At 67.9% G+C, this 25,579-nt stretch carries 21 protein-coding genes and 1 tRNA gene; 14 read left to right on the top strand and 8 right to left on the bottom strand.

Annotated features, from left to right (window positions below):
- Positions 1–25: 25 nt before the first annotated feature.
- The 9 genes from E0E18_RS12625 (at position 26) to E0E18_RS12585 (ending at position 10,661) form a co-directional block, all read left to right on the top strand.
- Positions 26–1,039, top strand: a complete 1,014-nt coding sequence (locus E0E18_RS12625; RefSeq protein ID WP_110481666.1) for an ABC transporter substrate-binding protein — start codon at positions 26–28, stop codon at positions 1,037–1,039.
- Between the two features lie 134 nt (positions 1,040–1,173).
- A complete protein-coding gene (locus E0E18_RS12620) occupies positions 1,174–2,982 on the top strand; it encodes an ABC transporter transmembrane domain-containing protein (RefSeq protein WP_130841561.1) in 1,809 nt (602 codons plus the stop codon).
- Positions 2,979–4,793, top strand: coding sequence for an ABC transporter ATP-binding protein (locus E0E18_RS12615; protein ID WP_130841559.1), 1,815 nt, complete (start codon positions 2,979–2,981; stop codon positions 4,791–4,793). Before E0E18_RS12620 ends, E0E18_RS12615 begins: the two co-directional genes overlap by 4 nt.
- 291 nt (positions 4,794–5,084) lie before the next feature.
- Complete coding sequence (locus tag E0E18_RS12610) at positions 5,085–6,113, top strand: siderophore ABC transporter substrate-binding protein (protein WP_066587929.1); 1,029 nt, start codon at positions 5,085–5,087, stop codon at positions 6,111–6,113.
- A 39-nt stretch (positions 6,114–6,152) separates the two neighbouring features.
- Positions 6,153–7,151 carry an ABC transporter permease gene (locus tag E0E18_RS12605; protein WP_419866066.1) on the top strand — a complete coding sequence of 333 codons (999 nt, stop codon included), beginning with the start codon at positions 6,153–6,155 and terminating at the stop codon, positions 7,149–7,151.
- Positions 7,141–8,205, top strand: a complete 1,065-nt coding sequence (locus E0E18_RS12600) for an iron chelate uptake ABC transporter family permease subunit (protein ID WP_130841557.1) — start codon at positions 7,141–7,143, stop codon at positions 8,203–8,205. The genes E0E18_RS12605 and E0E18_RS12600 overlap by 11 nt, the downstream gene beginning before the upstream one ends.
- Positions 8,202–8,957 (top strand): iron ABC transporter ATP-binding protein, encoded by a 756-nt coding sequence (locus E0E18_RS12595; protein WP_066587914.1) that lies wholly within the window; start codon positions 8,202–8,204, stop codon positions 8,955–8,957. The genes E0E18_RS12600 and E0E18_RS12595 overlap by 4 nt, the downstream gene beginning before the upstream one ends.
- An 87-nt stretch (positions 8,958–9,044) precedes the next feature.
- On the top strand, positions 9,045–9,626 hold the full coding sequence (locus E0E18_RS12590; RefSeq protein WP_130841554.1) for an HdeD family acid-resistance protein: 582 nt from the start codon (positions 9,045–9,047) through the stop codon (positions 9,624–9,626).
- Positions 9,627–9,653: 27 nt separating this feature from the next.
- Positions 9,654–10,661: an LLM class flavin-dependent oxidoreductase gene (locus E0E18_RS12585; protein WP_066587900.1), complete on the top strand. Its 1,008-nt coding sequence runs from the start codon at positions 9,654–9,656 to the stop codon at positions 10,659–10,661.
- Positions 10,662–10,689: 28 nt separating this feature from the next.
- Here the strand turns inward: E0E18_RS12585 and atzF are convergent, their stop codons facing one another.
- Together atzF and E0E18_RS12575 are read right to left on the bottom strand one after the other, a co-directional pair.
- Positions 10,690–12,477, bottom strand: a complete 1,788-nt coding sequence (gene atzF, locus E0E18_RS12580; RefSeq protein WP_130841552.1) for an allophanate hydrolase — start codon at positions 12,475–12,477, stop codon at positions 10,690–10,692.
- Between the two features lie 2 nt (positions 12,478–12,479).
- Positions 12,480–14,072 carry an amino acid permease gene (locus tag E0E18_RS12575; RefSeq protein ID WP_130841550.1) on the bottom strand — a complete coding sequence of 531 codons (1,593 nt, stop codon included), beginning with the start codon at positions 14,070–14,072 and terminating at the stop codon, positions 12,480–12,482.
- 197 nt (positions 14,073–14,269) lie between these two features.
- Here E0E18_RS12575 and E0E18_RS12570 point away from each other — a divergent pair, with 197 nt between their 5' ends.
- The 3 genes from E0E18_RS12570 (at position 14,270) to E0E18_RS13915 (ending at position 16,801) form a co-directional block, all read left to right on the top strand.
- Positions 14,270–15,214 carry a putative nucleotidyltransferase substrate binding domain-containing protein gene (locus E0E18_RS12570; protein WP_237559829.1) on the top strand — a complete coding sequence of 315 codons (945 nt, stop codon included), beginning with the start codon at positions 14,270–14,272 and terminating at the stop codon, positions 15,212–15,214.
- A 1-nt stretch (position 15,215) separates the two neighbouring features.
- Entirely contained in the window at positions 15,216–16,064 is an 849-nt protein-coding gene (locus tag E0E18_RS12565; RefSeq protein WP_130841548.1) for a Fic/DOC family protein, read from the top strand.
- Positions 16,065–16,174: 110 nt separating this feature from the next.
- The gene (locus E0E18_RS13915; protein WP_161972305.1) at positions 16,175–16,801 is read left to right on the top strand and encodes a TetR/AcrR family transcriptional regulator; all 627 of its coding nucleotides are present in this window, start codon (positions 16,175–16,177) and stop codon (positions 16,799–16,801) included.
- Positions 16,802–16,942: 141 nt separating this feature from the next.
- On the opposite strand, the gene uca is transcribed toward E0E18_RS13915, so the two are convergent.
- The 4 genes from uca to E0E18_RS12540 all read right to left on the bottom strand — a co-directional run bounded on the left by uca (position 16,943) and on the right by E0E18_RS12540 (position 22,846).
- Positions 16,943–20,638, bottom strand: coding sequence for an urea carboxylase (uca, locus tag E0E18_RS12555; protein WP_130841544.1), 3,696 nt, complete (start codon positions 20,636–20,638; stop codon positions 16,943–16,945).
- The gene (locus E0E18_RS12550; RefSeq protein WP_130841542.1) at positions 20,635–21,402 is read right to left on the bottom strand and encodes an urea amidolyase associated protein UAAP2; all 768 of its coding nucleotides are present in this window, start codon (positions 21,400–21,402) and stop codon (positions 20,635–20,637) included. The genes uca and E0E18_RS12550 overlap by 4 nt, the downstream gene beginning before the upstream one ends.
- A gap of 129 nt (positions 21,403–21,531) precedes the next feature.
- A complete protein-coding gene (locus E0E18_RS12545) occupies positions 21,532–22,383 on the bottom strand; it encodes an urea amidolyase associated protein UAAP1 (protein ID WP_110481676.1) in 852 nt (283 codons plus the stop codon).
- 148 nt (positions 22,384–22,531) lie between these two features.
- Entirely contained in the window at positions 22,532–22,846 is a 315-nt protein-coding gene (locus tag E0E18_RS12540; protein WP_066587897.1) for a DMT family transporter, read from the bottom strand.
- A gap of 67 nt (positions 22,847–22,913) precedes the next feature.
- Here E0E18_RS12540 and E0E18_RS12535 point away from each other — a divergent pair, with 67 nt between their 5' ends.
- On the top strand, positions 22,914–23,471 hold the full coding sequence (locus E0E18_RS12535) for a flavin reductase family protein (protein WP_130841540.1): 558 nt from the start codon (positions 22,914–22,916) through the stop codon (positions 23,469–23,471).
- A gap of 7 nt (positions 23,472–23,478) precedes the next feature.
- Here E0E18_RS12535 and E0E18_RS12530 read toward each other — a convergent pair whose 3' ends face one another.
- On the bottom strand, positions 23,479–24,660 hold the full coding sequence (locus E0E18_RS12530) for a L,D-transpeptidase (protein WP_066587891.1): 1,182 nt from the start codon (positions 24,658–24,660) through the stop codon (positions 23,479–23,481).
- A gap of 291 nt (positions 24,661–24,951) precedes the next feature.
- Between E0E18_RS12530 and E0E18_RS12525 the strand changes: the two genes are divergently transcribed.
- Positions 24,952–25,027 (top strand) — tRNA-Lys (locus E0E18_RS12525).
- Positions 25,028–25,149: 122 nt separating this feature from the next.
- Here the strand turns inward: E0E18_RS12525 and E0E18_RS12520 are convergent.
- On the bottom strand, positions 25,150–25,575 hold the full coding sequence (locus E0E18_RS12520; RefSeq protein WP_066587888.1) for a phage holin family protein: 426 nt from the start codon (positions 25,573–25,575) through the stop codon (positions 25,150–25,152).
- Positions 25,576–25,579: the final 4 nt, after the last annotated feature.

Genomic DNA, 25,579 nt, shown 5'->3' with positions numbered 1-25,579 from the left:
TCCGACCACAGGACCAGGAGAAACAGTGAAACTCTTCCGCACCGTCCCCGCCGCACTCATCGGCGCCGCCGTCCTCGCCACCGGTCTCGTCGCCTGCAGCGACAACTCCCCCGAACCGACCGATCCAACCGGCGGCACCACCTCGACAACACAGCAGTCGACGCAGCAGACAACTTCAGCCGCACAATCGCAGCAGACGGCGTCCTGGCCCGTCACCGTCGACCACGTCAGAGGATCATCGACCGTACCGGCGAAACCCGAACGCATCGTGGTCATGCACGAGGCCGCGGTCGACCCCGTGCTCTCCCTCGGCCTTGAACCGGTGGCCATGTTCGAGATCCAGGGCGGTGACGCCAACATGCCCTGGCTGCAGGGGAAGATCGACTGGCCGGAGGACGCCGCGCTCACCGCGGACCGCACCGCAGACCCCGAGGCTGTCGCGAAGTACGACCCCGACCTCATCGTCGTCGGTGACGTCTACGCCGACGACTCCACCTGGAAGGCCCTCGAGGACGTGGCCCCCACCCTCGTCTACGACTGGCCGGCAGACGGACCCGCCTGGCAGCCGATCCTCGACGGCATTGCACAGGCCACCGGTCTGGAGGACCGGGCTGAAGAAGTCAGGGACAGTTACGCCGGCCGCATCGCGGAGATACAGGCACAGTTCCCCGGCGTCGGAGACCTCACCTACAACTCGGCGATGCTCAACCAGGGTCAGCTCGTCTACTCCACCAACTCCCTGCTGGAGGACCTCGGGTTGGAACAGGCCGACAGGCAGAAAGCCGCCGGGGCCCGCGGGACCGTCTCCCTGGAGCGGCTCGACGAACTCGACGCAGATGTGCTGGTGATCTACGACCCGGCCGGAGAGAGGAAGAAGCTGGAGGACAGTGACCAGTTCCGCGGTCTGGCCTCCGTGCGCGACGGTGCCCTGATCTGGCAGGACACCGCCCTCGGCTACGCGGTGACCACGGCGTCCGGGCCGATGAGCCTCGACTGGGCCGTCGACAGGATCGCCCCACAGCTCACCGCAGCGCTCTGAGAAGCTGACAGCGTCCTCACCTTCTTCCCCACCTTCCTCCCCCGGCCCTCATTTTTTCATCCCCCACCTTCACGCTAACCGGCTGTCATCTCAGGACAACCCCACCCCCGGACCACTCCGTAGTCTGAGGCACCGTGACCACCAGCGCCGACTCTCCCGCCGCCCCTGCCGGTCCACCCGGTCCCACCCCGGAGGACGCCCTGCGCAGCCACCTCTTCGGCATCCGGTGGCCTCTGCTGCTCCAGGCTCCCCGGGAGCAGGTCGCCAGCCGGCCGATCCCCTTCGATGACAAGACCACCGCCGCACAGTTCACCCGGCGCGTGGTCTTTGGCGCGGTGAAGTACACGGTCCCCGGCGGGATCCTCCTGGCCCTGAGTCAGCTGTGCTCGGTCGCTGTCCCGGTGACCGCGGGCCTCGTCGTCGACCGGGCGATCGCCCGTCACAGCCTGGCCGAACTGCTGGGGTGGACAGGGGTTCTGGTCGCGGTGTCGGTCGCGGCGTCCCTGTGCTTCCGTTTCGGGTCCCGCACGGGCTTCTACGGTATGCAGCAGGTCCAGCACCGCCTGCGCATGGACGTCACCGACCGGCTGCTGGATCCTGCCGGCATGGAGACCCGACGTCTCAGCGGAGCCCTTCTCGCCACCGCCACCGGCGACGTGTTCCGTCTTGCAGCGACCATGCAGCTCGGCATCTACCCTGTCGGTGAACTGTGCGCCGTCGTGGCCTGTGCGGTGGCCCTGACCGCCGTGTCCTGGCCCCTCGGTCTGGCGGTGCTCGTCGGGGCGCCGCTGATGCTGTGGATCATGACCGCGGCCGGCCGGCCGCTCCAGAGGCGCAGCCGGTCGCAGCAGGCCCTCGTGGCCCGGGCGACCGGCCAGGCCGGGGACATTATCGCCGGGTACCGGGTCATCAAAGGCCTGCGCGCCGAACGCACCGCATCCGACCGCTACCGGCGTGTCAGCTCCGGAGCACTGGACGGCGCACTGCGGGCACGGAACTCCCGTGCCCTGTACCTGGGCACGATGAACTCGGTGTCCGGGGTGTTCATCGCAGGGCTGACCGTCGGCGCCGCCGTGCTCGCCCTGGAAGGTCAGCTGACCGTCGGTGAGCTGATCTCGGTGGTGGGGCTGACACAGTTCCTGCTCGGACCGCTGACCTCACTGCCCACCATGATCGGAGCACCGTGGGCCACCGGGGTCGCCTCCGCCGACCGGGTCCTGGACCTGCTGCGTACTCCCGGCTCCGACACCGGGCCGGGAGTTCGGACGGCACCGGAACGGGACAGGCCGCTGACGCTCACGGTCACCGGCGCGACCGTTTCGGCAGGCGCGGCACCGGACGCAGAAACGGAAGTGGAAACGGACAGCGGAAGCGGTGACGGGGGGTGCGGCGGTACCCCGGTCCTGACCGTCTCCTCCGGCGAGTGTGTGGGGGTCCGCGCCGAAGGGTCGCGGGCGGGAGAGCTGGTCGGGCAGCTCGCCCACGGACACGGGGTCCTGGTCGACGACATCCCCGCCGGCGACCTGGACATCCTCGACTACCGGAATCTGGTCCTCACCGCGCCGCACACCGCCGACCTGTTCGAAGGGACCGTCGCCGACAATCTCGCTGTCCCGGGCTCGGACAGTTCCCTGGTCCCCGGCGCACTGCACGCCGCGGCCTGCGACGACATCCTCGCCACCCTTCCCCACGGTGAGCTCACCATGGTCGGTGACGGTGGGCTGCGACTGTCCGGCGGGCAACGGCAGAGGATCGCTCTGGCCCGCGCACTGGCGGCCGATCCACCGGTCCTGGTTCTCCACGACCCGACGACGGCGGTGGACCCGGTCACCGAGGCGACCGTCGCGGAACGCCTGAGACCGTTCCGGCGTCGGCGTGCCACCGTGGTCGTCACGGCGTCCCCGGCGATGCTCTCTGCCTGCGACAGGGTGGTGGAACTGTGACCGCCCCGGAACGCCTCCCCGTCGCCGACGGTCGACGCACCGCCGCGGTGCTGTGGGCGGAGCTGCGGGGACGCCGTGGACTCCTTGCCGTCTCCGCGGTCCTCGCCGCCGTCGGTGCCGCACTTGACCTGGTCACCCCGTGGATCCTCGGCCGGGTCGTCGACGACGTCGCGCGTGCTTCCGATGGTGGAAGCGGCGGAGCAACGCACACCCCGGCCTGGATCTACGGCCTCGCCGTCGTCGCCGCGTCCGTCGGCGCGGCTGTCCTGTCCGTGCTCGGGGTACTCGTGGCGTCCCGGCTGATGGAGAGGCTTCTCGCCTCCCTGCGTGAGAAACTCGTCGACTCGGCACTCAGGATGCCGCAGGAGCAGGTGGAACGCTCCGGCACCGGGGACCTCATCTCCCGTGCCAGCGATGACGTCGCCCAGGTCTCCGAAGCTCTGTCTCAGGTCGTCCCCCAGCTGACCAGGACATTCTTCACCATCATCCTCACCCTTGCCGGTATGGCGGTGCTCGATCCACGGCTGGCCCTGGCGATCCTCGTGGCCCTTCCGCTGTACTGGTGGACCCTGCGCTGGTACCTGAGGACCGCACCTGCAATGTACGCCGCGGAACGCGCCGCCTTCGGTGACCGCGCGCACAATCTCCTGTCGTCGTTGCGGGGACTGCCGACGGTGCTCGCCTTCCGCCTCTCCCGACGCCACAGCGCCCGTATCGCCGAATCCTCCTGGCAGGTCAACAGGTGGGCGTTGCGCGCCAGGACCGTGCAGACGATGTTCATGTGGAGGGTGGACATGGCTTTCCTGCTCATGCTCACCGCAGTCCTGTTCATCGGCTATGTCCTGGTCGGGGACGGCCCCGACGGTTCCGGGTCGCTGACAGTCGGTGCGGTGACCACCGCCGTGCTGTTCTTCCTGCGGATCGAGGGGCCGCTCGGCCAGGTGATGCGGGAGATCGATGTCCTGCAGTCGGCGACGGCGTCACTGGCGCGGATCGTCGGGGTCACCGACTCCCGGCCTGCCGGCAGTACAGGTGGGGCAGAGGGAGCCGACCGCGCCGGCGACACCGGCGGTGACGGGGACGCCGGCTGTGACAGCGACGCCCGGGTGCTTATGGAGCATGTGTCCTTCTCCTACACCCCCGACGGGCCCGACGCCGACGACGTCCTCCACGATCTCAGTCTCACCGTCGCACCAGGTGAGCACCTTGCCCTGGTCGGAACCTCCGGGGCCGGGAAATCGACGGTCGCCGCACTCCTGGCCGGAGTCCATCCCGTCACCCGTGGCGTCCTGTCCTCCCCCCGGGACACAGTTCTCGTCAGCCAGGACAGTCACGTGTTCTCCTGGACACTGCGGGACAACCTCACCGTCGGTGCGCCGGACCCCACGGCAGTGACCGACACCGCCCTGCTCGACGCGATCGGACGCACCGGTGCCGGCCACATCCTCGCCGACCTTCCCGACGGACTCGACACTCCCCTGGGCCCCGGCGGCTACCCGTTGACCGCGGCCCGGTCACAGCACCTCGCCCTCACCCGGGTACTTGTCGCCGACCCGTCGCTCGTCATCCTCGACGAGGCAACGGCCGAAGCCGGCTCCGCGAACGCCCGCGAACTCGACCTCGCCTCCGACGCCGCGACCGAGGGCCGCACCGCCGTGGTCATCGCCCACCGTCTCAGCCAGGCCGCCGCGTGCGACCGGATCGCGGTGATGGAACAGGGGAGGATCGTGGAGATCGGCTCGCACCGGGAACTCGTCGACGCAGGTGGCAGATACGCACAGCTCTGGGACGCCTGGAGCGCCTCACGGTAGGTGTCCCCTCGGGCCCGCACACGACGACGCGTGGCGGACAGACACCGGCGCGGAACGGACAAAGAAATTACCCCCGTCACCTACCCCCGTCCAGTGAGTGCCAGTCACCCGGTCACCCTCCGGACTCTCCGTGGCGAACAGTGACGATACAGAAAGTGACGCAGAGGAAAAGAAAAGCAGTGTGAGGTTAGACACCGGTATACTTAGGCTCCACTTGGCGCAGAAGGCTCCGGCTTGGCTAGGGTGCAACAGAGATTCAACGAACCTGACGTTCTGAGAGGACTTTCATCCATGCGCACCCTGTTCCGCGGACGCCGAACGGCCCCGCTAGCACTCACTGTCACGGCCCTGCTCACCGCAGGATCCCTCGTCGCCTGCTCCGACAACAGTGACGACAGCGCCCCCGCAGCAGACACGAAGACCGTCACCGACGCCCGCGGCGAGGTCGAGATCCCCGCCGACCCGCAGCGTGTCGCCGCCTTCGACAACCGCATCTTCCGGGTCCTCCAGGACTGGGACATCGACCTGGTCTCCGCACCGGTCACCCTCATCCCGGACACGATCACCAAGTACCACGAGGACAAGAACATCCACGACACCGGCTCACACCGTGAGCCGAACCTCGAGGAGCTCGTCGCCTCCGACCCCGACCTCATCATCACCGGCTACCGCTACGCCAGCCAGTACGACAAGATGAAGGAGCTTCTCCCCGACGTCCCCGTGCTCGACCTCAGCTTCGGCCAGGGTCCCCGCGACGAGAACGGCGAAGCCGAGCAGACCCAGTCCACCGAAGACACCCTCAAGGACATCACCACCCTCATCGGAGAGGTCTTCGACAAGCAGGACCAGGCCAGCGACCTCGAGGCGAAGTTCGACGAGGCCAAGGACCGCGCCAAGGCAGCTTACAACCCGGAGCAGACCGTCATGGGACTGGTCACCTCCGGAGGCGACATCAACTACGCCGCCCCGTCCACCGGCCGCTCCGTAGGACCCGTCTTCGACATGGTCGGCCTGACCCCGTCCTACAACCACGACGGTTCCTCCAACCACCAGGGTGACGACATCTCCGTCGAGGCCATCGCCGAATCCAGGCCCGACTGGATCATCGTCCTCGACCGCGACGCCGCCGTCAGCGCCGACGAGGCCGGGTACAAGTCCGCAGAAGAGCTCATCAAGAACTCCCCCGCGCTGAAGAACGTCCCCGCCGTCCAGGAGGACCACATCATCTACCTGCCCTCGGACTTCTACACCACCGAGGACATCGAGGCCTACACCGAGGTCCTCAACTCCGTCGCCGACTCCTTCGAAGCCGCCCGGTAGCTCCCACCTCCCCGCCGACACCACTGTGACGACACCGCTGTGACCACGACAACCCCCGCCCCTCCGGAGTCCACCCGACCCCGGAGGGTCTGGCGTACCACCTGGCCGATGCTCCTCGGCGTCCTCGTCACCCTCGCACTGGTGACCGCCTCCCTGTTCGTCGGGGTCTACGACATCACCGGCGGCGAGGACGGCTGGGAGATGTTCTTCATCACCCGGGTGCCCAGGACCGTCGCCCTCGCCCTCGCCGGGGCGTCGATGGCGATGTGCGGGCTGGTGATGCAGCTGCTCACCCAGAACAAGTTCGTCGAGCCCACCACCACCGGAACCACGGAATGGGCCGGACTGGGACTCATCACCACGATGATCGTCATACCGGGGGCGTCCCTGACCACCCGGATGGTCGGGGCGGTGCTCTTCGCATTCGTCGGCACCGGCGTCTTCTTCCTTTTCCTGCGTCAGGTGAGGCTGAAATCCTCACTCATCGTCCCGATCGTCGGGATGATGCTCGGCGCGGTTGTCGGGTCCGTGTCCAGTTTCGTGGCGCTGAAGACCGACATGCTCCAGCAGCTCAGCATCTGGTTCACCGGCTCATTCACCGGTATCGTCCGGGGCCGGTACGAACTGCTCTACCTGGTCCTCCTGGTGTGCGTGGCCGTGTTCATCGTCGCCGACCGATTCACCGTCGCCGGACTGGGCCGGGACATCGCCACCAACGTGGGACTGAACTACGGCCGGGTGCAGCTCGTCGGCGTGGGCATGGTCGCCGTCGTCACCGGCATCGTCACTGTCGTGGTCGGCAACCTGCCCTTCCTCGGCCTGATCGTGCCGAACCTCATCTCCCTGTTCCGCGGGGACAACCTGCGTTCCAATCTTCCCTGGGTGGCGATGCTGGGAATGTGGGTGCTGATCACCGCCGACATTTTCGCCCGGACCGTCATCGCCCCCTTCGAGGTCCCCGTCTCCCTGATCCTCGGCGTCATCGGCGCCGTGGTGTTCGTGTTCCTTCTGGTGAGAGGACGCCGACATGCCGGCTGACACCGGGGCCACCGCCCCTCCCGCACACACCACCGCCCCGACGGGGACGCCTCAACGCACCAGCGGACCGTTCACCACTGCACGACAGCGTGTGCGCTACACCGTTCTTGTCGCCGTCCTCGTCGCCCTCGCCCTCCTCGTCACCGTGGCACACATGACCTACGGCAATCCGGTTCCTTTCGGAGAGAAAGGGTTCTGGAGGATCGTCAACCTGCGGCGGGACGCCCTCATCGCCATCGCCCTGGTCGCCCTGTGCCAGGCATTCGCCACCGTGGCCTTCCACACTGCCACGGACAACCGCATCATCACCCCGTCGATCATGGGCTTCGAGTCCATCTATGTCGCGGTGCAGACATCGGTCATATTCTTCTTCGGCTCCGTCGGCCTGGCACAGTTCACCGGACTCCCCCAGTTCCTCCTGCAGGTGGGCATCATGGTGGCTTTCGCCGTCACCCTGTTCACCTGGCTGCTGTCCGGAAGATTCGGCAACATCCAGGTGATGCTTCTCGTCGGGATCGTCCTCGGCGGCGGGCTGCGCTCCCTGTCCACGTTCATGCAACGCCTGCTGGACCCCAACGAATTCGATGTTCTCACGGCACGGACCTTCGGCAACATCGCCAACGCGAACACCGAGAACTTCCCGGTCATCATCCCTGTCGTCGCTGTCGTCTGTCTCGTGCTCTACCTCAGGTCCCGTCGTATGAACGTCATCGCCCTGGGGCGGGAGACCGCCACAAACCTCGGGGTCGACCACCGGCGGGAACTGATGCTCATCCTGTTCCTCGTCTCTGTCCTCATGGCCATGACTACCTCCATGGTCGGCCCCATGACCTTCCTCGGGTTCCTCGTCGCGACCATCGCCTACCAGCTGACGGACACCTACGACCACCGCCTCATCCTCCCGGTCGCGACCCTGGTCGGCTATGTCTTCCTCGGCGGGTCCTACTTCATCATGAGGAACATCTTCGACGCCGAGGGGGCGGTGACGATCATCATCGAACTCATCGGCGGGTCCGTCTTCCTCCTCTTCATCATGCGGAAAGGCCGTCTGTGATCTCCCTCGACAACGTCTCCAGGACCTACAGCGGTGACGTCACCGTCGGACCGGTCACTCTGGACATCCCGGCCGGTGGCGTCACCGCCCTCGTCGGACCCAACGGTGCCGGCAAGTCGACCCTGCTCACCATGATCGGACGTCTCCAGAAACCCGATTCGGGTACCGTCACGGTGGGCGGGCTCGATGTCGCCTCCGCGCCCTCGGGGGAGGTCGCGAAGATCCTGTCGATCCTGCGGCAGGAGAACCACTTCGTCACCAGGCTCACGGTCCGTCAGCTCGTGGGGTTCGGACGGTACCCGCACTCCCACGGCCGGTTGACCGTCGAGGACGAGAAGCACATCTCCGAGGCGATCGACTTCCTCAACCTCACGGACCTGGAGAGCCGGTACCTCGACCAGCTCTCCGGCGGCCAGAGACAGCGCGCCTACGTCGCCATGGTGCTGGCCCAGGACACCGACTACGTGCTGCTTGACGAACCACTGAACAACCTGGACATGAAACATTCGGTGCAGATGATGAGACAGCTGAGGAGAGCCTGCGACGAACTGGGCCGCACCGTCGTCATCGTCCTGCACGACATCAACTTCGCCGCCCGCTACGCGGACCACATCTGCGCGATGGCCGACGGCAGGGTCACCGTGTTCGGCACCCCGGAGGAGGTCGTCAGGGACGAGATCCTCACCGACATCTTCGGAACCCCGGTCAAGGTCCTCCACACCGAGGACGGTCTGCTCGCCAGTTACTTCTGAGTTGAGTTCAGGGTTGAATTCAGGGTTGAGTTCAGGGTTGAATTCAGGGGCGGCACGAACACACTGGTGACGAGTAGAATCGCGACCATGAGTACCTCTTACATCTCCCAGGGTCCCGGACTGCTGGAGTCCCTCCAGAAGCGTGGATTCCAGTTCCTGCTGTGGCGGGGCATCCTCGCCGTCCTTGTCGGCATTCTCCTGTTGATCTCCCCGTTCGGGTCAGCCACCGCCTTCGGCATCATCGTCGGCGCGTGGATGATCGTCGACGGTCTGTCCACTGTCGGCCTGTCGGTCGACCTGAAGAAGCGGGACGCCCCCTGGGGCTGGGTCCTCGCCGACGGCATCATCCAGACGCTCTTCGGCATCTTCGTGATCATCTTCCCCGTCAGTTTCGCCATCGTCAGCGCCTTCTTCGTCATCGGCTTCATGGCGGTGGGCATGGTGCTCTCGGGCATCGCACAGCTGTCCGCGCCGGTGGAGTACCGCAGCGGCTGGTCCATCGCAGTGGGTGTGGTCAACATCCTCTTCGGCGTCATTCTCGGGGCACTCGCCCTGTTCAACCCGGTCGACAATGTCGTCAGTCTCGCCTGGTTGGCCGGCATCGCCGCAGTCGCGCTCGGCATCTCGCTGATCGTCTTCGCCGTCAAGGTACGCAATCTCGGCAAGTGACCGGAGGCGGGAGTAGGTTCGGGACGTATGAGCACCCCCGCGCCGCACGTCCCCCTTTCCCTCCTCGACTTCGCCACGGTCTACCGTGGCGAAACTCCCCGTGACGCCTTCCGCCGTTCAGTCGAACTGGCCCGGAGGGCGGAGGAACTGGGTTACACCCGGATCTGGTACTCCGAGCACCACAACATGACCTCCATCGCGTCATCGGCCCCGGCCGTGCTCATCGCCCATGTCGCGGCGAAGACGGACCACATCCGCCTCGGGTCGGGCGGGGTGATGCTGCCCAACCACGCGCCACTGGTCATTGCCGAACAGTTCGGCACTCTCGCCGAACTGTATCCGGACCGTATCGATCTCGGCCTGGGCCGGGCCCCGGGCACGGACGCCCGCACGGTCGCGGCTCTACGGCGTTCCCCGCAGAACGCGGAGAACTTCCCCAGGGACGTCCTGGAACTGCAGGGGTTCCTCGCCGGCAGGTCCCGGGTCCAGGGCGTCGAAGCGATTCCCGGGGCGGACACCAACGTCCCCCTCTACATCCTCGGATCATCACTCTTCGGAGCCACCCTGGCGGCGAAGCTCGGCCTGCCCTACTCTTTCGCCTCACACTTCGCCCCCGACGCCCTGGTCCCGGCGGTGAAGGCGTACCGGGAGAACTTCACCCCGTCCGAGTTCTGCCCGGAACCCTATGTGATCGCCGCTGTGAACGTCACCGCATCGGACACCGAGGAGGACGCCGTTCGTCAGAGTGACATCGTCCGGCGCCGCAGGGTCGAGACAATGGCGCTGCGTGGCCGTCAGGTCGGCGAAGAGGACCTCGACCTTCTCATGTCCTCCCCCGCCGCCGAGATGATCCTGTCGATGCTGCGGTACCACGCTGTCGGTACGGGCGAGCAGGTCGCGGAATACCTGGAGGGCTTCACCCGCCACGCGGACGCCGACGAGCTGATGATCTCCCTGCAGTCCCCCACCACGACCGAGGCGCTGACCTCCATGTCGATTCTGGCGGACGCCTGGGGACTGCCCCTGTCATCCTAGGTTCACGTGCCGGGCCCGCACGAACCTGTCACTGTCCGTCCAGGTAGGGACGCCACCCACCCGATGAGGTGATCTCCGCGGCACCGTCGACGGCACAGGGCTGGCAGGTGAAACCGGTGAGTCTGCGTCCGTCGTCGAGCAGTACCTCCCCCAGCGCCATGGGTGCCGGCAGGGCGTCGAGGAACCTGGCCAGCTCGGCCGGTGACATTCTCCACTCCTCCCCTGCCACCGATGCTCCGCCGTTGTCGACCGGGCCGCTGAGTCCCGGTTTCGGGGGGACCGTGTCCAGGGCGTAGAGCCGATAGCGGGGACTGGTCCTGACCTCGCCCACGAAGTACGCGCCGTGGTCCGTGAGCTGGTGGTTGAGCGGCTGGCCGCGCAGGTGGGCCCCGACGACGACGAGGGATACAGTTTCGGCGCCTGCGGAGCGTACCCAACTTCCCGCGGAGGAGGCGTCCCCGGTGGTTCGGGGCTCCCCCTCATCCCCCTCATCCCCGGCGGTTCCGAGCCTGGCGGCGATTCCCGCGGCGACGGCGTCCCCGAAGGCGGGGGCCAGTACCGTGACCCCGAACTGCGCGGGGATCCCGTCGCCGTGTCCGCCGTCGTCGACGGTGGTCCAGGGAACTGCGGTGGCGCACATGTCGAACAGGTTGCAGAAGTTGGTGTACGTCCCCAACCTGGTGTTCACCCCCACGGGGTCCGCCCGGACCTCGGCGATCGTGGGGTGGAAAGGGGCGGTGGGGATGAGCAGGCCGTCGAGACCGTCCCAGGAGTTCGTGACTGCGCGCCGTCTCCGCCCGAGTTGCCGTTGCGCGGCGAGGACCTGCGGTCCGGTGTACCCCCCGGCTGCGGTGACGATGGCGGTGACGGTGGGGTCGAGTCCGGTCGCCGGGTCCTTGCTGTCCACAGCGGCGGTGACGAACTCCCCGACCGCCTCGGCACGCTCGGCGACCAGCGGTGAACCGTAGAGCATCCGGGCCGCTTCCAGAGCGGGGGCGAGGTCGACGGTGCGGATGCGGCACCCGGTCGCCCGCAGTCTCTCCACCGCTCCGGCGAAGGCCTCCCGCCATCCGTCGGACAGTTCCGGCAGTTCCCGGGGTATGCCGACCACCGGCTCGGCCGGTGCGCTGAACCTGGTTTCGGTGGGCCAGGTGCGTGTCCCGGTGGCGGAGATGCAGGCGGTGACCGCCTCAGCCACGGCCGTCGTGCGGGCGAAGACGCTCACGCAGTCGTAACTGGCGCATGCGGGCACCACGCCCCGGGTCGAGACCACGCCCGGGGTGGGTTTGACGCCGACAATGCCCTGCAGTCCTGCCGGTATCCTCCCGGATCCGGCGGTGTCGGTTCCGAGGGCGGCGTCGACGAAGCCCAGGGCGACGGCCACCGCGGATCCGGAGGAGGACCCTCCGGAGATGCGGGCGGGGACACGGGAGTCCCGCACCGCCCCGTAGGGGGATCTCGTCCCCACCAGGCCGGTGGCGAACTGGTCGAGGTTGGTCTTCCCGATGACGGTCGCCCCGGCGGCGCGGAGCGCTCCCGCCACGGCGGAGTCCCTGTCCGGGGTGTACCTGTAGCCGGGGCAGCCGGCGGTGGTGTCGAAACCCAGGACGTCGATGTTGTCCTTCACCGCGATGATCATCCCGGTGAGTGGTCCGACGGGCCTGCTGAAGGCGTCCTCTACCGCGTCCCTGGCCTCCTGCCTGTCGGACAGGGAGATGAAGACCTCGTCACGGCCGGCGGCGGCGATGCGGTCGTAGGCGACCTCGAGGGCGCGGAGGGCGCGGTGCCTGGTGCGGTAGGGCTGTGGCGCAGTCACGGTCACTCACCCACTTTCACGGGTCGGGGGTGCTTCCGTCCCCAGGGGAAGGCACAGAGTCCGAGGAGGACGGCGGCCAGGACTGTCAGCGGGCCCGCCCACTGCAGCAGGGGCATGTCACCGGAGGGGTTGTAGATCTCGGCACGGGGCCATGCCAGGTTGACGACCATGAGTGCCCCGTAGCAGACGGCGAAGATGTTCACGGCGGTCCCCGTCCGGCCGAGTGTGAACAGTTTCCGGCCTTCGGCGTCGGTCTCCACTCCCCGGTTGCCGGGCCAGCCTCTCAGGCGTTGGCGCAGCAGGGGCACGGTCACGGCGAGGTAGGCGAGGTAGATCAGGATGATGCACACGCTCGTCAGGGTGGCGAAGATGGCGTCGTTGCCCACGTTGACCAGCAGAACGACGACACAGAGGACGCCGATGACGACGGAGGGGAGGATCGGTGTCCCGGTGGTCGTGTTCACCCTGGACAGGGCGTCGGAGAACGGCAGGCGGCTGTCCCTGGCCATGGAGAACATCAGTCTGGACGCCGCGGTCTGGATCGCCAGGGTGCAGATGAGGATCGCGACGGCGACATCGATGAGCAGGACCGTGCCCCACGGTGACGAGAGGACCGTGTTGAGCACGTACGGCAGTCCCTCGTCGGCGAGGCGTCCGTCGGTGAGCGAGGGTGCGGCCATGAGTGCCCCGAGGATGAGCAGTGCCCCGCCGACGGCGGAGAGGGTGAGTGCCTGGCGGATCGTCTTCGGCGCGACCCTGCGGGGGTTGCGGGTCTCCTCGGCGAGTTCGCCGGCGCTGCCGAATCCGACCATGACGTAGGCTGCCATGAGTCCGGAGGCGATCCACGCCCAGATGTAGCCGGGTTCCTGACCCGGCTGTCCGGTGTCGAAGACCACTTCAGGTCCGCGGTGGGTGTGGGTGAACAGGGCGAGGATGATGGCGACGACGCCGACGAGTTCGCAGCACACGCCGACGGTGGTGACGTAACCCATCCAGCGGACGCCGATGCAGTTGATGACGGTGGTGACCACGAGAAGGACGGTTCCCAGGAGGACGGCGTTCGCGGCCCCGGACGCGGAGGTCAGGGCGGGGTCGTCGCCGATGATCTGGAATCCTGACCAGACGTTGGGAAGGACGACCTGCAGTGCGATGGCTGCCGCGGAGGCGGTGACGATCTGGGCGAGGATCATGAACCATCCTCCGAACCAGCCGAGGATCTCCCCTCCCATCCGGCGTGACCACTGGTAGATCGCCCCGGAGACGGGGTAGCGGGCGGCGAGTTCGGAGAAGCAGAGGGCGACCGAGTACTGGCCGATGAAGACGACGATCCAGGTCCAGAAGAAGGCGGGGCCGCCGAATCCGAAGCCCAGTCCGAAGAGCTGGAAGATGGTGGTGAGGATGGAGACGAAGCTGAAGCCTGCGGCGAAGGATGAGAACCGTCCGAGACTGCGGTGCAGCTGCTGGTCGTAGCCGAATTCGGAGAGGTCACCGGCGTCGGACCGGGCGTCGGTGCCGGTTCCGGTGCCGGTTCCGGTGCCGGTTCCTGTTCCGGGGCCGGACCTGCCGGCGGGGGCCGGGGATACGGGGACTGACATGTGCTGTGACTTCCTTCCGGGACTCGACAGGACTTAGTTCCTGTCATTTGACCGAAAGTCAACAGGGTGCATGTTTCAACGCCGTGTCACCGGGGTTCTTTCCTGGTTTCCGTGGCCCGCACCCGCACGCACCCGCATCCAGCCACCCCGGCGGCCCCGGCCACCCCGGCGGCCCCGGAGCAGGCCACAATGGTGGAGTGCCCGAACAACAGTCCGCCTCCCCGCGCCGGTCCGCCTCCCGGACCTCCCCGGTGCCGGCCGCACCCGCCCTCACATCCGGGCCCCTGAGGTCCCTGGCGGGCTCCCTGGCCTCCTCCCGGCGCGCCGGAGGACCTGACGGCGATGTCTTCGCTCTGTGTTCCGTCTGGTCGGCGGCACTGCGGGAGCGGCTGGACACCACGGTAGCGGCGACAGGATCGGTCGGACGCGGTGACGCCACACCAGCCAGCGATCTCGACGTGATCCGCCTCGGCGACGGTCCGACCCCCGGGCTCGACCGTCTCCTCGCCGCCGGTGTCCGCGGTGACCGGAGCGGCGCCACACCCGCCTCGGCAGGGCTTCCGGGACGCCGGGAAGACTGGGAGGCCGGCGTCCTGTGCTGGTGCGCCGCACCCGACCGGGACCGCGGTGTGGTGAAGACCGGACTGCTCGCCGACGCCGCCGACCCGGTGAGCGCCGCCGCTGCCGCCGCCGTTCCCGGCAGCGCGATGGTCGCCGACATGCTGAGGGACGCCCTGGCCCACAGTCCGCCGCGGACCACCGGACTGTTCCGTGCGGCGTCCCTCGACCTGAAGGGAGAGCTCCTGACCCCCGTGGTCAAGATCGCGCGCTGGGCCGCCCTGGGAAGCGGGTCCTGCCGGCACCGTACCGTCGACCGCCTCGAGGACGCCGCGGACGCGGGACTGCTCGCCGGCAGGGACGCCGGGGTGCTCGTCCGCGCCTACCGGACCGGCCTGTCACTTTCGCTCGACCTGGCACTCGGCACCGGCCCGTCACGCGTCTACGGCAGACACGGACGGATCATGTTCTCCGCCCTGCACCCCGGCGACGAACGTGACCTCCGCCGCGCCGTCAGCGATCTGCGTGGTGTGTGCCGCACCCTGCGTTACCGGCTGTCCACCTCCACGTTCACGGAGGTGTGAGATGACGTTCCGCGACAGGCGCACGGACAGTGACGCAGCCGGCCACGCAGCCAGACTTGCCGACATCGTGCGGGCCCAGCGAATCGAGGGCTGTGACGTCACCGGCCTGGTCCGGGAACTCTCCACGGTACTGCGCACCGGGGCACTCGCCCCTGACCTTGTCACCGGGCTGGTGCAGGACGCCCTCGACCGTGACAGTGCGCAGCCCGCTCCCCGGCGTCCCGTCCTCGACCGGCTGTTCCGGTCGAGACCCTACATCGACAGCGAGCGCTTCGTACTGCGCAACCTCCCCGGACTGACCAGTGCCCGCGTCCTCGGTGAACTGACCGGTGCCCTCAGCGCCCTGCGCACGGCGGAGTGGCTGGACACCCCCCTCCCCCCGGTGACCGGGTCGGACACCCTGCAGATACTGCACCGCCGGCTCTTCGGCGACGTCTTCGGCTGGGCCGGTGACCTGCGTACCGTGAACCTCTCCCGCCGCGACGTGGCCTTCTGCAGCCTGCCGCAGATGGAGGACCACTTCAACCTCGCACTTCTCGCCCTTGACCGGTGTCTGGCGGCCACGTCCGACGGGACACCGCCACCACCGGAGACCGTCGCGGCGTTCCTCGCCGAGTACATCTGGGCCCATCCGTTCCGGGACGGCAACGGTCGCAGTGCCATGGCGGTGGTCATGCATCTGACCGCTCCGGGTACCCTGGCCTCGATCAGTCCCGAGGCCTGGTACAGGGCGTCGGCGGCCTCGGTTTCCGGGGCGGTCGGAGCCCTGGGCGACGGCGACGGCCCCGACCCCCGCCCGTGGGCGGACCTGTTCGCCGGGGCGTACCCCGACGGTGCCGGGTCTGCCTGACCGGGGCGCCAGCGGCCGACCCCTGCCCTCCCCCGGGGCCGGCCCCTGTACCCCCGTCCAACCCAGTCCCGTTAACCCCTGTCCCGTCCACCCTGCACCGGAGGAATCCCGTGACAACACGACCGACCGGACGACGCCCCGGTCGACCCCGCGCCGGCACCCCGCGCCTCGACGGTGAGGACACCGCCGCCGAGATTCTCGACGCCGCCGCCGAACTGTTCACCACCGTGGGTTTCGGGTCGGTGACCACCCGCCGACTCGCAGAGGCGGCGGGGATCCGCCAGGCCACGCTCTACCACTACTTCCCCAACAAGAAAGCTGTGCTGCACAAGCTGCTGCTCGACACGGTCGAGCCTTCCGTGCACCTGGCCCGCGAACTGCTGGCCGCTGACGGTACGGGCGCTGACCCCGCGGACACGTTCCGGGAACTCGCCCGCCAGGATGCCCTCCTACTGTTCAGCGACAAGTGGAATGTCGCCGCCCTCTACAGCGCCCCGGAGGTCAACGACGAGGTCTTCGCCGGGTTCCACAGCCTGCGCGACGAACTCCGCGCCGCCTACACCGAACTGGGCCGGCGGATACTGGGACGGGACGACCTGCCGCTGCTGGAGCTGCCCTTCCACATCGTCGAATCTGTGGTCACCCTGCGGGCCGGAAGGCATGTAGACGACGGGGACGTCGGTCGGCTGGCCGATGCGGTGGCGACAGCGGCGGTGAGCGTGCTGCTGCCACAGTGACCGGCCTCCACCTGCCGCAGACCTCCCGGGTAGAGGACGGGACCGGACCGTGCCCTGACCCGGCTCATCCCGGACCCACCCCGTAACCATCCCGGACCCACCCCGTAACCATCCCGGCCCCACCCCGAGTTCATCACGAGGTCACCCGAGACTCAGCAGGACCTGCCCCTGTGCGACCTGCTCACCGACGGAGACGAACACCCCGGTGACTACACCGTCCCGGTCGGCGATCACCGGCGACTCCATCTTCATCGACTCCAGGGACGCCAGCTGGTCACCGGCACTGACCCGGTCGCCCTCGGAGACGGACAGCTGCCACAGGGTCGACGGCAGGCCGGCGTACACAGCCACCGACCCTTCCGGCACCGTCACCTCCGCCGGTTCCGGTGCGGGTGCCGGCTCGTCCCGGACGTCGAACTCACCGGACTCGCGCCACCGCTGCTTCTCGGCGTCGAAGGCCTCCGCCTGGGCTGCCCGGAACTCGGCGATCTCTGCGGCGTTGGCGTCGAGGAACCTGCGGTACCCGGCGTAGGAGAAGGTCCCCTCGGTGATGTCGGCGATTCCGCGGCCGGCGTCCGTCTCCGCCCTCAGCCGGGTGAGTTCCCCGTGGCTGACCGGGTACCACTCGATCCTGTCGAAGAACCGCAGTGCCCAGGGACGTCCCTGGAACAGTCCGCCGTTGCGGTACCGGTTCCACATCTGGGTGGTGCGTCCGACGAACTGGTAGCCGCCGGGCCCCTCCATACCGTATACGCACAGGTAGGCGCCGCCGATGCCGACCGCGTTCTCCGGGGTCCAGGTCCGGGCCGGGTTGTATTTCGTGGTGACCAGGCGGTGGCGGGGGTCGAGGGGTGTGGCGACAGGGGCTCCGAGGTAGACGTCCCCGAGGCCGAGGACGAGGTAGCTGGCCCCGAAGACAGTGCGGTAGACGTCGTCGACACTGTCCAGCCCGTTCATCCGGCGGATGAACTCGATGTTCCACGGGCACCAGGGGGCGTCGTCACGTACCCCGTTCATGTAGCGCTCGATCGCCAGTCTGGTCTGGGGGTCGTCCCAGCTCAGGGGCAGCCGCACGGTACGTGAGGGAACGGTGAGCTCATCGGTGTCGGGGATACTGTTCTCGATGCCGCGGACTGTGTCCACCAGCGGGGTGGGCAGCACCACAGCCGGGTCGACATGGATCTGCAGTGACCGGATCCCCGGGGTCAGGTCGATGACTCCGGGCAGCGCCACTTCGGTCAACCGGTCCATGAGCGCCTGGACCCGCATCCGCAGACCGATGTCCAGCTGCTGCTCACCGAACTCGACGAGGAGGTTCGTGTCACCGGACCGGCGGTAGGTCACCTCGGGGCGTCCCGGGGCGGCGGGCGTGTGCGCGATGATCCCGTGGTCACCGTCACCACCGGTCGGGTATGCCGCCTCTGTCGGGGCACCGGGGGTGGCGCACCGGTCACGGACGCCGGCCGCGGCATCCTCCTTCACGGGGACGAACCGCACCGTGTCCCCGGGTCGCAGCTGTCCCAGTTTCCACAGGTCGCCGCTGGCCACCACGGCAGGGCAGACGAATCCGCCGAGACTGGGCCCGTCAGGTCCCAGGATGATCGGCGTGTCACCGGTGAAGTCGAGGGATCCGACGGCATATGCGGTGTCGTGGATGTTGGAGGGGTGCAGTCCGGCCTCACCGCCGTCCTCCCGCGCCCACACGGGGTGTGGTCCGATGAGGCGGACACCGGTCCGCGCGGAGTTGTAGTGCACCTCGTAGTCCGTGCCGTAGAGGACCTCGATGTCCCCGGGGGTGAAGAACTCCGGAGCTTCGTGCGGACCCTCCGTCACAGCGATTCGCCAGTGGCCGGTCATCGCGGGACGCCGTGACTCCGGTACAGGCCGCGGTTCCGAGACCGCGGCAGTGCCCGGACGCAGCACATCCCCGGCGCGCAGGGCACGACCGGCGTGCCCGCCGAAGTTCCCGAGGGTGAAGGTCGAGGCCGAACCCAGGTACTCCGGGACGTCGATGCCGCCGCGTACCGCAAGGTAGGTGCGCAGGCCGGTGTCCTCTGTCCGTCCGACGGCCAGGACTCCGCCAGCTGCCACGGTGACCGGTTCCCACCGGGGAACTTCCCGGCCGTCGACTGTGCAGGTCACCGGCGCGCCGGTGACGCAGATGACGGTCTCCCGGGAGAATCTCAGTGTCGGACCGGTTGCCGTGCACTCCAGGCCGGGGGTCCCTTCCGGGTTTCCGACAGCTTTGTTGGCCTCGCGGAAGGACTGGTCGTCCATGGGCCCGGAGGGCGGCACACCGATCTTCCAGTACCCCTTGCGCCCGGGCCAGTCCTGGACGGTGGTGAGCATTCCCGGTGCGATCACGTCGATCCGGGGGTCCGGATCTGAGGTCGTCGACAGGGTCAGGGTGGAGTGGGTCACGGCGCGGAGGTCGGGGTCCACGGTCATCTTCCGCAGCAGCCCGAGGTTGGTGACCACACCGTCGACACGGGTGTCACGCAGGGCTGACAGGAGGCCGTCGAGTGCCCGGTCCCGGCTTCCGGCGTGGACGATGACCTTGGCGATCATCGGGTCATAGTAGTGGGAGATCTCCTGGCCGGTCTCGATCCAGCCGTCCACCCGCACCCGGACCCCGCCGCTGGTCCCGGTCTCGGGGAATTCTGCACCGGTGACTGTTCCGGGGCACGGGGCGGAGTTCTTGTCCGGGTCCTCGGCGTACACGCGCGCCTCCACCGCGGCCCCCTGTGGCCGGGGGTCGGAGTCGAAGACGGCAGGGTCCAGCCCTCCCTGGCCGTCGGTGCCCGCGCAGGCGAGTCTCAGCATCCATTCGACGAGGTCCACCGAGTAGACCTCCTCGGTGACGGGGTGCTCCACCTGGAGTCGGGTGTTCATCTCGAGGAAGTACGCCTGCCGCTCCCCCGGGTCGTAGACGAACTCCACGGTGCCGGCGGAACGGTAGTTCACCGAGGCTGCCAGTTCACGGGACGCCCGGTGGATCCGGGTCCGCACCTCCTCCGGCAGGTCCGGGGCGGGAGCCTCCTCGATGACCTTCTGGTTGCGGCGCTGCAGTGAGCAGTCGCGGTCACCGACGACCACCACGCGCCCGGCACCGTCGCCGAACACCTGGACCTCGATGTGACGGGCGGGGCGGACAAGGCGTTCAAGGAAGACACCGGAGGTTCCGAAGTTCTTCTCCGCCAGTGACTCGACCCTGGTGAAGGCCTCGCGGACCTGTTCGACGGTGGTGCAGGCCTGCATCCCGATACCGCCACCACCTCCTGAGGCCTTGACCATCACGGGGAGTCCGACCTCCGCGGTGGCGGCCACGGCGGCGTCGGCGGATTCCAGCAGTCCTGTCCCGGGGAGGAGGGGAACCCCGGCGTCCTCCGCAAGCCTGCGGGCGGTGTGCTTGACCCCGAACTTCTCGAGCTGACCGGGAGTGGGGCCGACGAAGGCCATTCCGGCGTCCTCGACCCGCGCGGCGAACTCCGCGTTCTCCGACAGGAAGCCGTACCCGGGGTGCACGGCGGTGGCACCGCTGGACCGGGCGACCTCGAGGATGCGGTCGATGTCGAGGTAGGACGCGGCGGCGGGGGCCGGGCCGATGTTGTGGGCCTCATCTGCCTCGCGGACGTGCGGTGCGGCGATGTCGGCGTCGGAGTACACGGCGACGGTGCGCATCCCGAGCTTCTTCGCCGAACGGATGATCCGTCGGGCGATTTCGCCACGGTTGGCCACGAGGACCGTGCCGGTGACCGGTGCGGTCCCCTGCTGCGGCGCCGGGTCGGGCACAGGGAGTCCGGAGACGGGGAGGCCGGAAACAGTGGGGAGATTCATCGCTGCGCCTCCGCGTCGATTCCGGCGTCCCCGGTACCTGCACCACCGGTGTCCCCGACACTGACGTCCGGCCGGGTGACCACCATCCGCAGCGGTGTGCAGTTGAAGTCGTTGCAGGGGTTGTTCATCTGCGGGCAGTTCGAGACGATGACAAGGACGTCCTTGTCCGCCCGCACCGCGACCCTGCGTCCCGGGGCAGACATTCCGTCGACGATGCCGAGAGTTCCGTCCTCCCCGACGGGGACGTTCATGAACCAGTTGAGGTTGGAGACCAGGTCACGTGGTCCCAGCCCGTGGCGTCGGCCTTCGGCGAGGAAGTTCTCCCGGCAGCCGTGGTCGTGCATGGTGTGGTGGCCGTACCGCAGGGTGTTGGATTCTCTACCGCAGGCACCGCCGATGGTGTCCTGCCGGTCGACCTCGTTGGCGACCACGGTCATCAGCGGATCGAAGCGGTTGGACCGCAGGACAGTCCCGGTACGGACGTACACGTTCTGCTGGCCGGCGAGGGTCTGTGGGACACTGTAGCGCTCGGCGGTGTCGACGGCGTTGTAGATCAGACAGTCGGCTGACTGGTTGCCGCCGACGTCGACGATGGTGAGCACGTCACCACGACGGATGACGGCCGACCACGGAGCCCGGGGGGCGACGGTCTCGTCGAGGATGACGTTGCCGGGCACGCACGGTCCTGAGGGGTCGAGCACGGTGCCGGGACCGTAGACGGCGCCGGCGGGAACGGAGGAGTGCGGGGTGGTCTGGGTGGTCATGACGGGCCTTTCGGTGGGGTGGAGGCTGGCGCATTCCGGGGGCATTCCGGGGCATGCCGGGGCGTTCCGGGGCATTCCGGGGCAGCGGGAGACGGAACAGGGCCGGGAGAGTGCCGGCCCGGGTGGGTCTCAGAGTCCGAGAGAGTCGGCGTAGTCGGTGCTGTTGAGGTAGGCACGGTGACGCTCCGGGGTGGAGTTCGCCGATTCCGGGTCGGGGCGGGTGGGGGTTGACCGCCACGCGTGGATGCGCAGCGGGCCGCTGACGTAGTCGGGCCGGGGGTCCAGCGGGTGCGGTGAGTTGGCGACGAGGATGATGAGGGGCAGTTCCGCGACGAGGTCGACGGCCGCACCGGGACCGGCTCCGCCGTTGAAGGTCAGGGCCCCGTCGGCGGCGACGTCGACGCCCTTGAAGAAGGACACCGACGGCGGGATGTCCCGCTCGCCCAGGCCGTGGCGGGCTCCTCCCTGTTCAAGGAGTTCCTGTCCGGAGGGGAAGACGCCGTAGAGGGAAGATTCCCCGTATTTGGCGACGGTCTGTGCCGTGGTCATCGTCCCGCAGAAGGTGTCGTGGTGGCCCGAGGTGTCGGCGGCGAGGGTGGCGAGCACCCTCCCCTCCCCCGAGAGCAGGGGATGGCCGGCGGTCAGGTATGCCTGCCAAGGGATTTTGACGGTGTCAGCGGCGTTGTAGCGTTCCCTGGGCTGCAGGGCGTTGTAGAGGAGGACGTGGGCGCAGGCCTCTCCGTCGGTGTCTTCGAGACGGATCCTGGTTCCGCGGGCGACGACACGGTGCGTGTATCCGCCCGGGGCGACGGTTTCTGCCCAGGTCAGGTCTTCCGGGTTGACGTCGACGGGGCAGAAGGGACTGGAGGACGCCGGGACGTACGGCATGTAGGGGTGGTCACGGTGTCCCTGCGCCCGGGCGTCGTCCCTGGCGCTGGACAGGTTGTCGGTGGTGTGGAGGTCACGGGGAGTGCCGGGCATGTCGGGCCTTTCCTGACGGCGGTACGACTTCGCCGTCCTGTTGTTCCTGTCGTTTGATCGAAACTCAGCCCAGTATGGGTTCACCCGGTTGCGGGGATATACCCCGACCGTTTCAGACAGGTAAACAGATCAGACCGTGACGCCCCGGTCAGCTGACGATCTTCAGCCCGACCACCCCGGCGATGATCACCGCCAGGAACACCGCCTTCATCACTGTCAGAGACTCCTCGCCGGTCAGCACACCCAGTGCCACCGTGGACACCGCACCGATGGCCACCCACACCGCGTACGCCACACCGGTCGGAAGCTCCCGCAGTGCCAGTGACAGCCCGGCGAGGCTGACCGTGAGGAAGATGAGGAACACCGCTATCGGCCCGACCCTGGTCACCGAGTCCACCTTCCCCAGTGCGGTGACCCACACCGGTTCACACAGTCCGGCGACAACCAGTACGATCCACGCCACAGCAGTTCACTCCCCGTCAACAATGTTTCCTCATCAAGTTTGTTGAGTGAAGAGTAACCTGACAGCCATGCCTTCGCAGACCGAGGACTTCCGGGCGGTGTTCCGCCACCACCCCGCCGGAGTGGTCCTCGTCACCGCCACCGTCGACGACCGGCCGGTCGGCCTGGTGCTGTCCAGTCTGGCGTCACTGGCCGTGGATCCGTTGGCGGTGTCCTACTCCCTGGCGAAAAAGACGGGACGCCCCGGCGCGCTGCTCAGGGCATCCACCTGCCTCGTGCACTTCCTCAGCGGGGAACAGGCCGACATCGCCCGGGAATTCGCTTCACCGCACGGCCGGCACTTCACCGCCGACCAGGGATGGACCACCGCCCCGACCGGGGAGCCGCTGCTCACCGACGCGCCGGCCGTGTTCCGGGTCCGGCCTGCCGGCACTGTGGAGGTCGGCCCGGCGACCCTGGTGGCGGCTGAGGTCCTGGATGTCACGGCGTCCCCCGCCGTCCTCTCCGGCGACCTGCCCCACCTTCTGTACGTCGACCGGACGTTCTGTTCACGACCGCGGGCAACCGGCGCCGCGGACGATCCCGCGCCCGGAGACACCGACAGACCCGGCCTGACCCTGAACTGAACCCGGCCTAACCGTTGGCGTTGCCCTGGGACCAGGTCGACCAGGGGATGTTCCAGTCCCCCAGCCCGTCGGAACCACTGAGTGTCTCAGCCCCGGTGTTCTTCACGGTGACGATGTCGCCGCGCCTGAGATTGTCGTAGACCCACTTGGCGTCCTCCACCGACAGGTTGAGGCACCCGTGGGATGTGTCGGTGTTGCCCTGGGCCCACACCGACCACGGGGCTGCGTGCAGGTAGATGCCGGAGTACGACATCTGCGTCGCATAGGCGACCTGGGTCTGGTAGCCCCCGGCGTCCAGGGCGAGACCGTAGGTCGTGGAGTCCATCATCAAGGTGTCGTACTGGTCACCGATGGTGTACACCCCGACCGGGGTTTCGTGCCCCGGCATGCCCATCGAGGTCGGCATCGTGCGCACGACCTCACCGTTCTTCGTGACGACAACCTGCTTGGTCCGGTCATCGGCCTCCACGCGGACATCATCGCCGATGGTGAACGTGGCCTCGCGGTTCTGCTGACCGTACATGCCGTCGCCGAGATCCTTGCCGTACAGGTCGGCCTTGACGTGCACCGTGGTGCCCGGCGCCCAGTAGTTTTCGGGACGCCACCGCACCTCCTGTGACGTGATCCAGTAGAAGGCCCCCTCGACATGCGGCTCGGTCTCCACGGTGATCGCCTTCTCGACAGCCTCACGGTCCGAGGGAATCTCATCGAACCTCAGTGCGACAGTCTGACCGATTCCGACCGTGACCCCGTCCAGCGGAGCGAGCGCACCGTCGGTCAGCAGGTCCGGGCTGAAACTGGTGAAAGTCTGGTTCAGCTCATCGTCGCCGGCGGAAGCCGAGAGACTGTAACTGCTGGAGTACTCCAGCGGTTCGGCGCTGGTCCACTTTGTCCTGTCCTCGGAGAACGTGCCGGCGACCTCGGTTCCTGCCGCGTCGACGAGAGTGACGTCGTCGAGACCGTCCCCGTCGGTGACGGTCACCGGGGAGTCGACTTTCACACCTGTCGCACCGTCGCTGACGCTGCTGACAAGTTCATCGGTGACCGGGGTGGAGGTGGTCGTCGAGGCGACATTGCCGACACCGCCGTCATTGCCCTTGTCGATGGTGCAGGCGGTGGTCGCCAGGAGGGCAGCCGCACCGGCGGCGGCGAGAATGGACCGGAAGATACGACCCGGGTGGTACTGCATGGGTGTCAAAACTTCGCTTTCGTCGTGTGGTCGACGGACCAGCCAGTGTGGTGGAGATCATCCGGCCCGCCGTTGACTGCAACTGTAGCGAGCACCCCGGACACGAAGGACATCAGAATCGCCGATCCGGCAATTTGTGTCCCAATTGTTATCCCGCGTGCGAATCTCTCCGACGCCGACCTGCCCGTTTGTCGCGGACGGGGGTGGTGGCCTATAGTCTTCTGCGTTGCACAGATGCGCCGGGCCGGTTGACGGGACCGGCCGCAGATCTTCTGTACGCGACATCTGTACGCGCCATTAGCTCAATTGGCAGAGCAGCTGACTCTTAATCAGCGGGTTCGGGGTTCGAGTCCCTGATGGCGCACCACACAGACCCCGGTGAGTTCATTCTCGCCGGGGTTCTCGCATTCAGTCGGACAGACAGGTTCTGCTGACCGGTACCACAGTCCGGTTCTGCGGCGGACCCGGTTGCCCGGCGGACCCGGTCGCTCAGCGAATCCGGGGTCCCGTCTGCAGCATGCCGACCAGTGGCCCGATCACCCAGTTCACCACAGCCATGATGAGTGCCCCCCAGAACGCGGCGCCGAACGTCGAGACCGTCAGCCCCGTACCCACCGTCTCGGTGACCACTGCCGCCAGGCCGAACACCACACCGTTGATGACCAGTGCGAACAGCCCCAGAGTCAGGATGCTCAACGGCAGTCCGATCAGCTGGAGCACCGGACGGACAGTCATGTTCAGCAGCAGAATCACCAGGCCGGAGAACAGGTAGACCAGCAGCCGGTCGTGGGAACCGTCGCCGAACAAGGGGGTGGCCGGGGCCACCACGTCCACCCCGTCGACGAGAGCGACCACGATCCACAGGGCCACGGCGTTGCCCGCGGCACGGACGAGAAAGTTCCAGAGAAAGCTCACCTGT

It is taken from the genome of Corynebacterium neomassiliense, from assembly GCF_900626215.1.
Classification (GTDB): Bacteria; Actinomycetota; Actinomycetes; order Mycobacteriales; family Mycobacteriaceae; genus Corynebacterium; species Corynebacterium neomassiliense.
The sequence above is the reverse complement of the archived record's forward strand: the minus strand, read 5'-3'. Positions and strand labels throughout refer to the sequence as shown.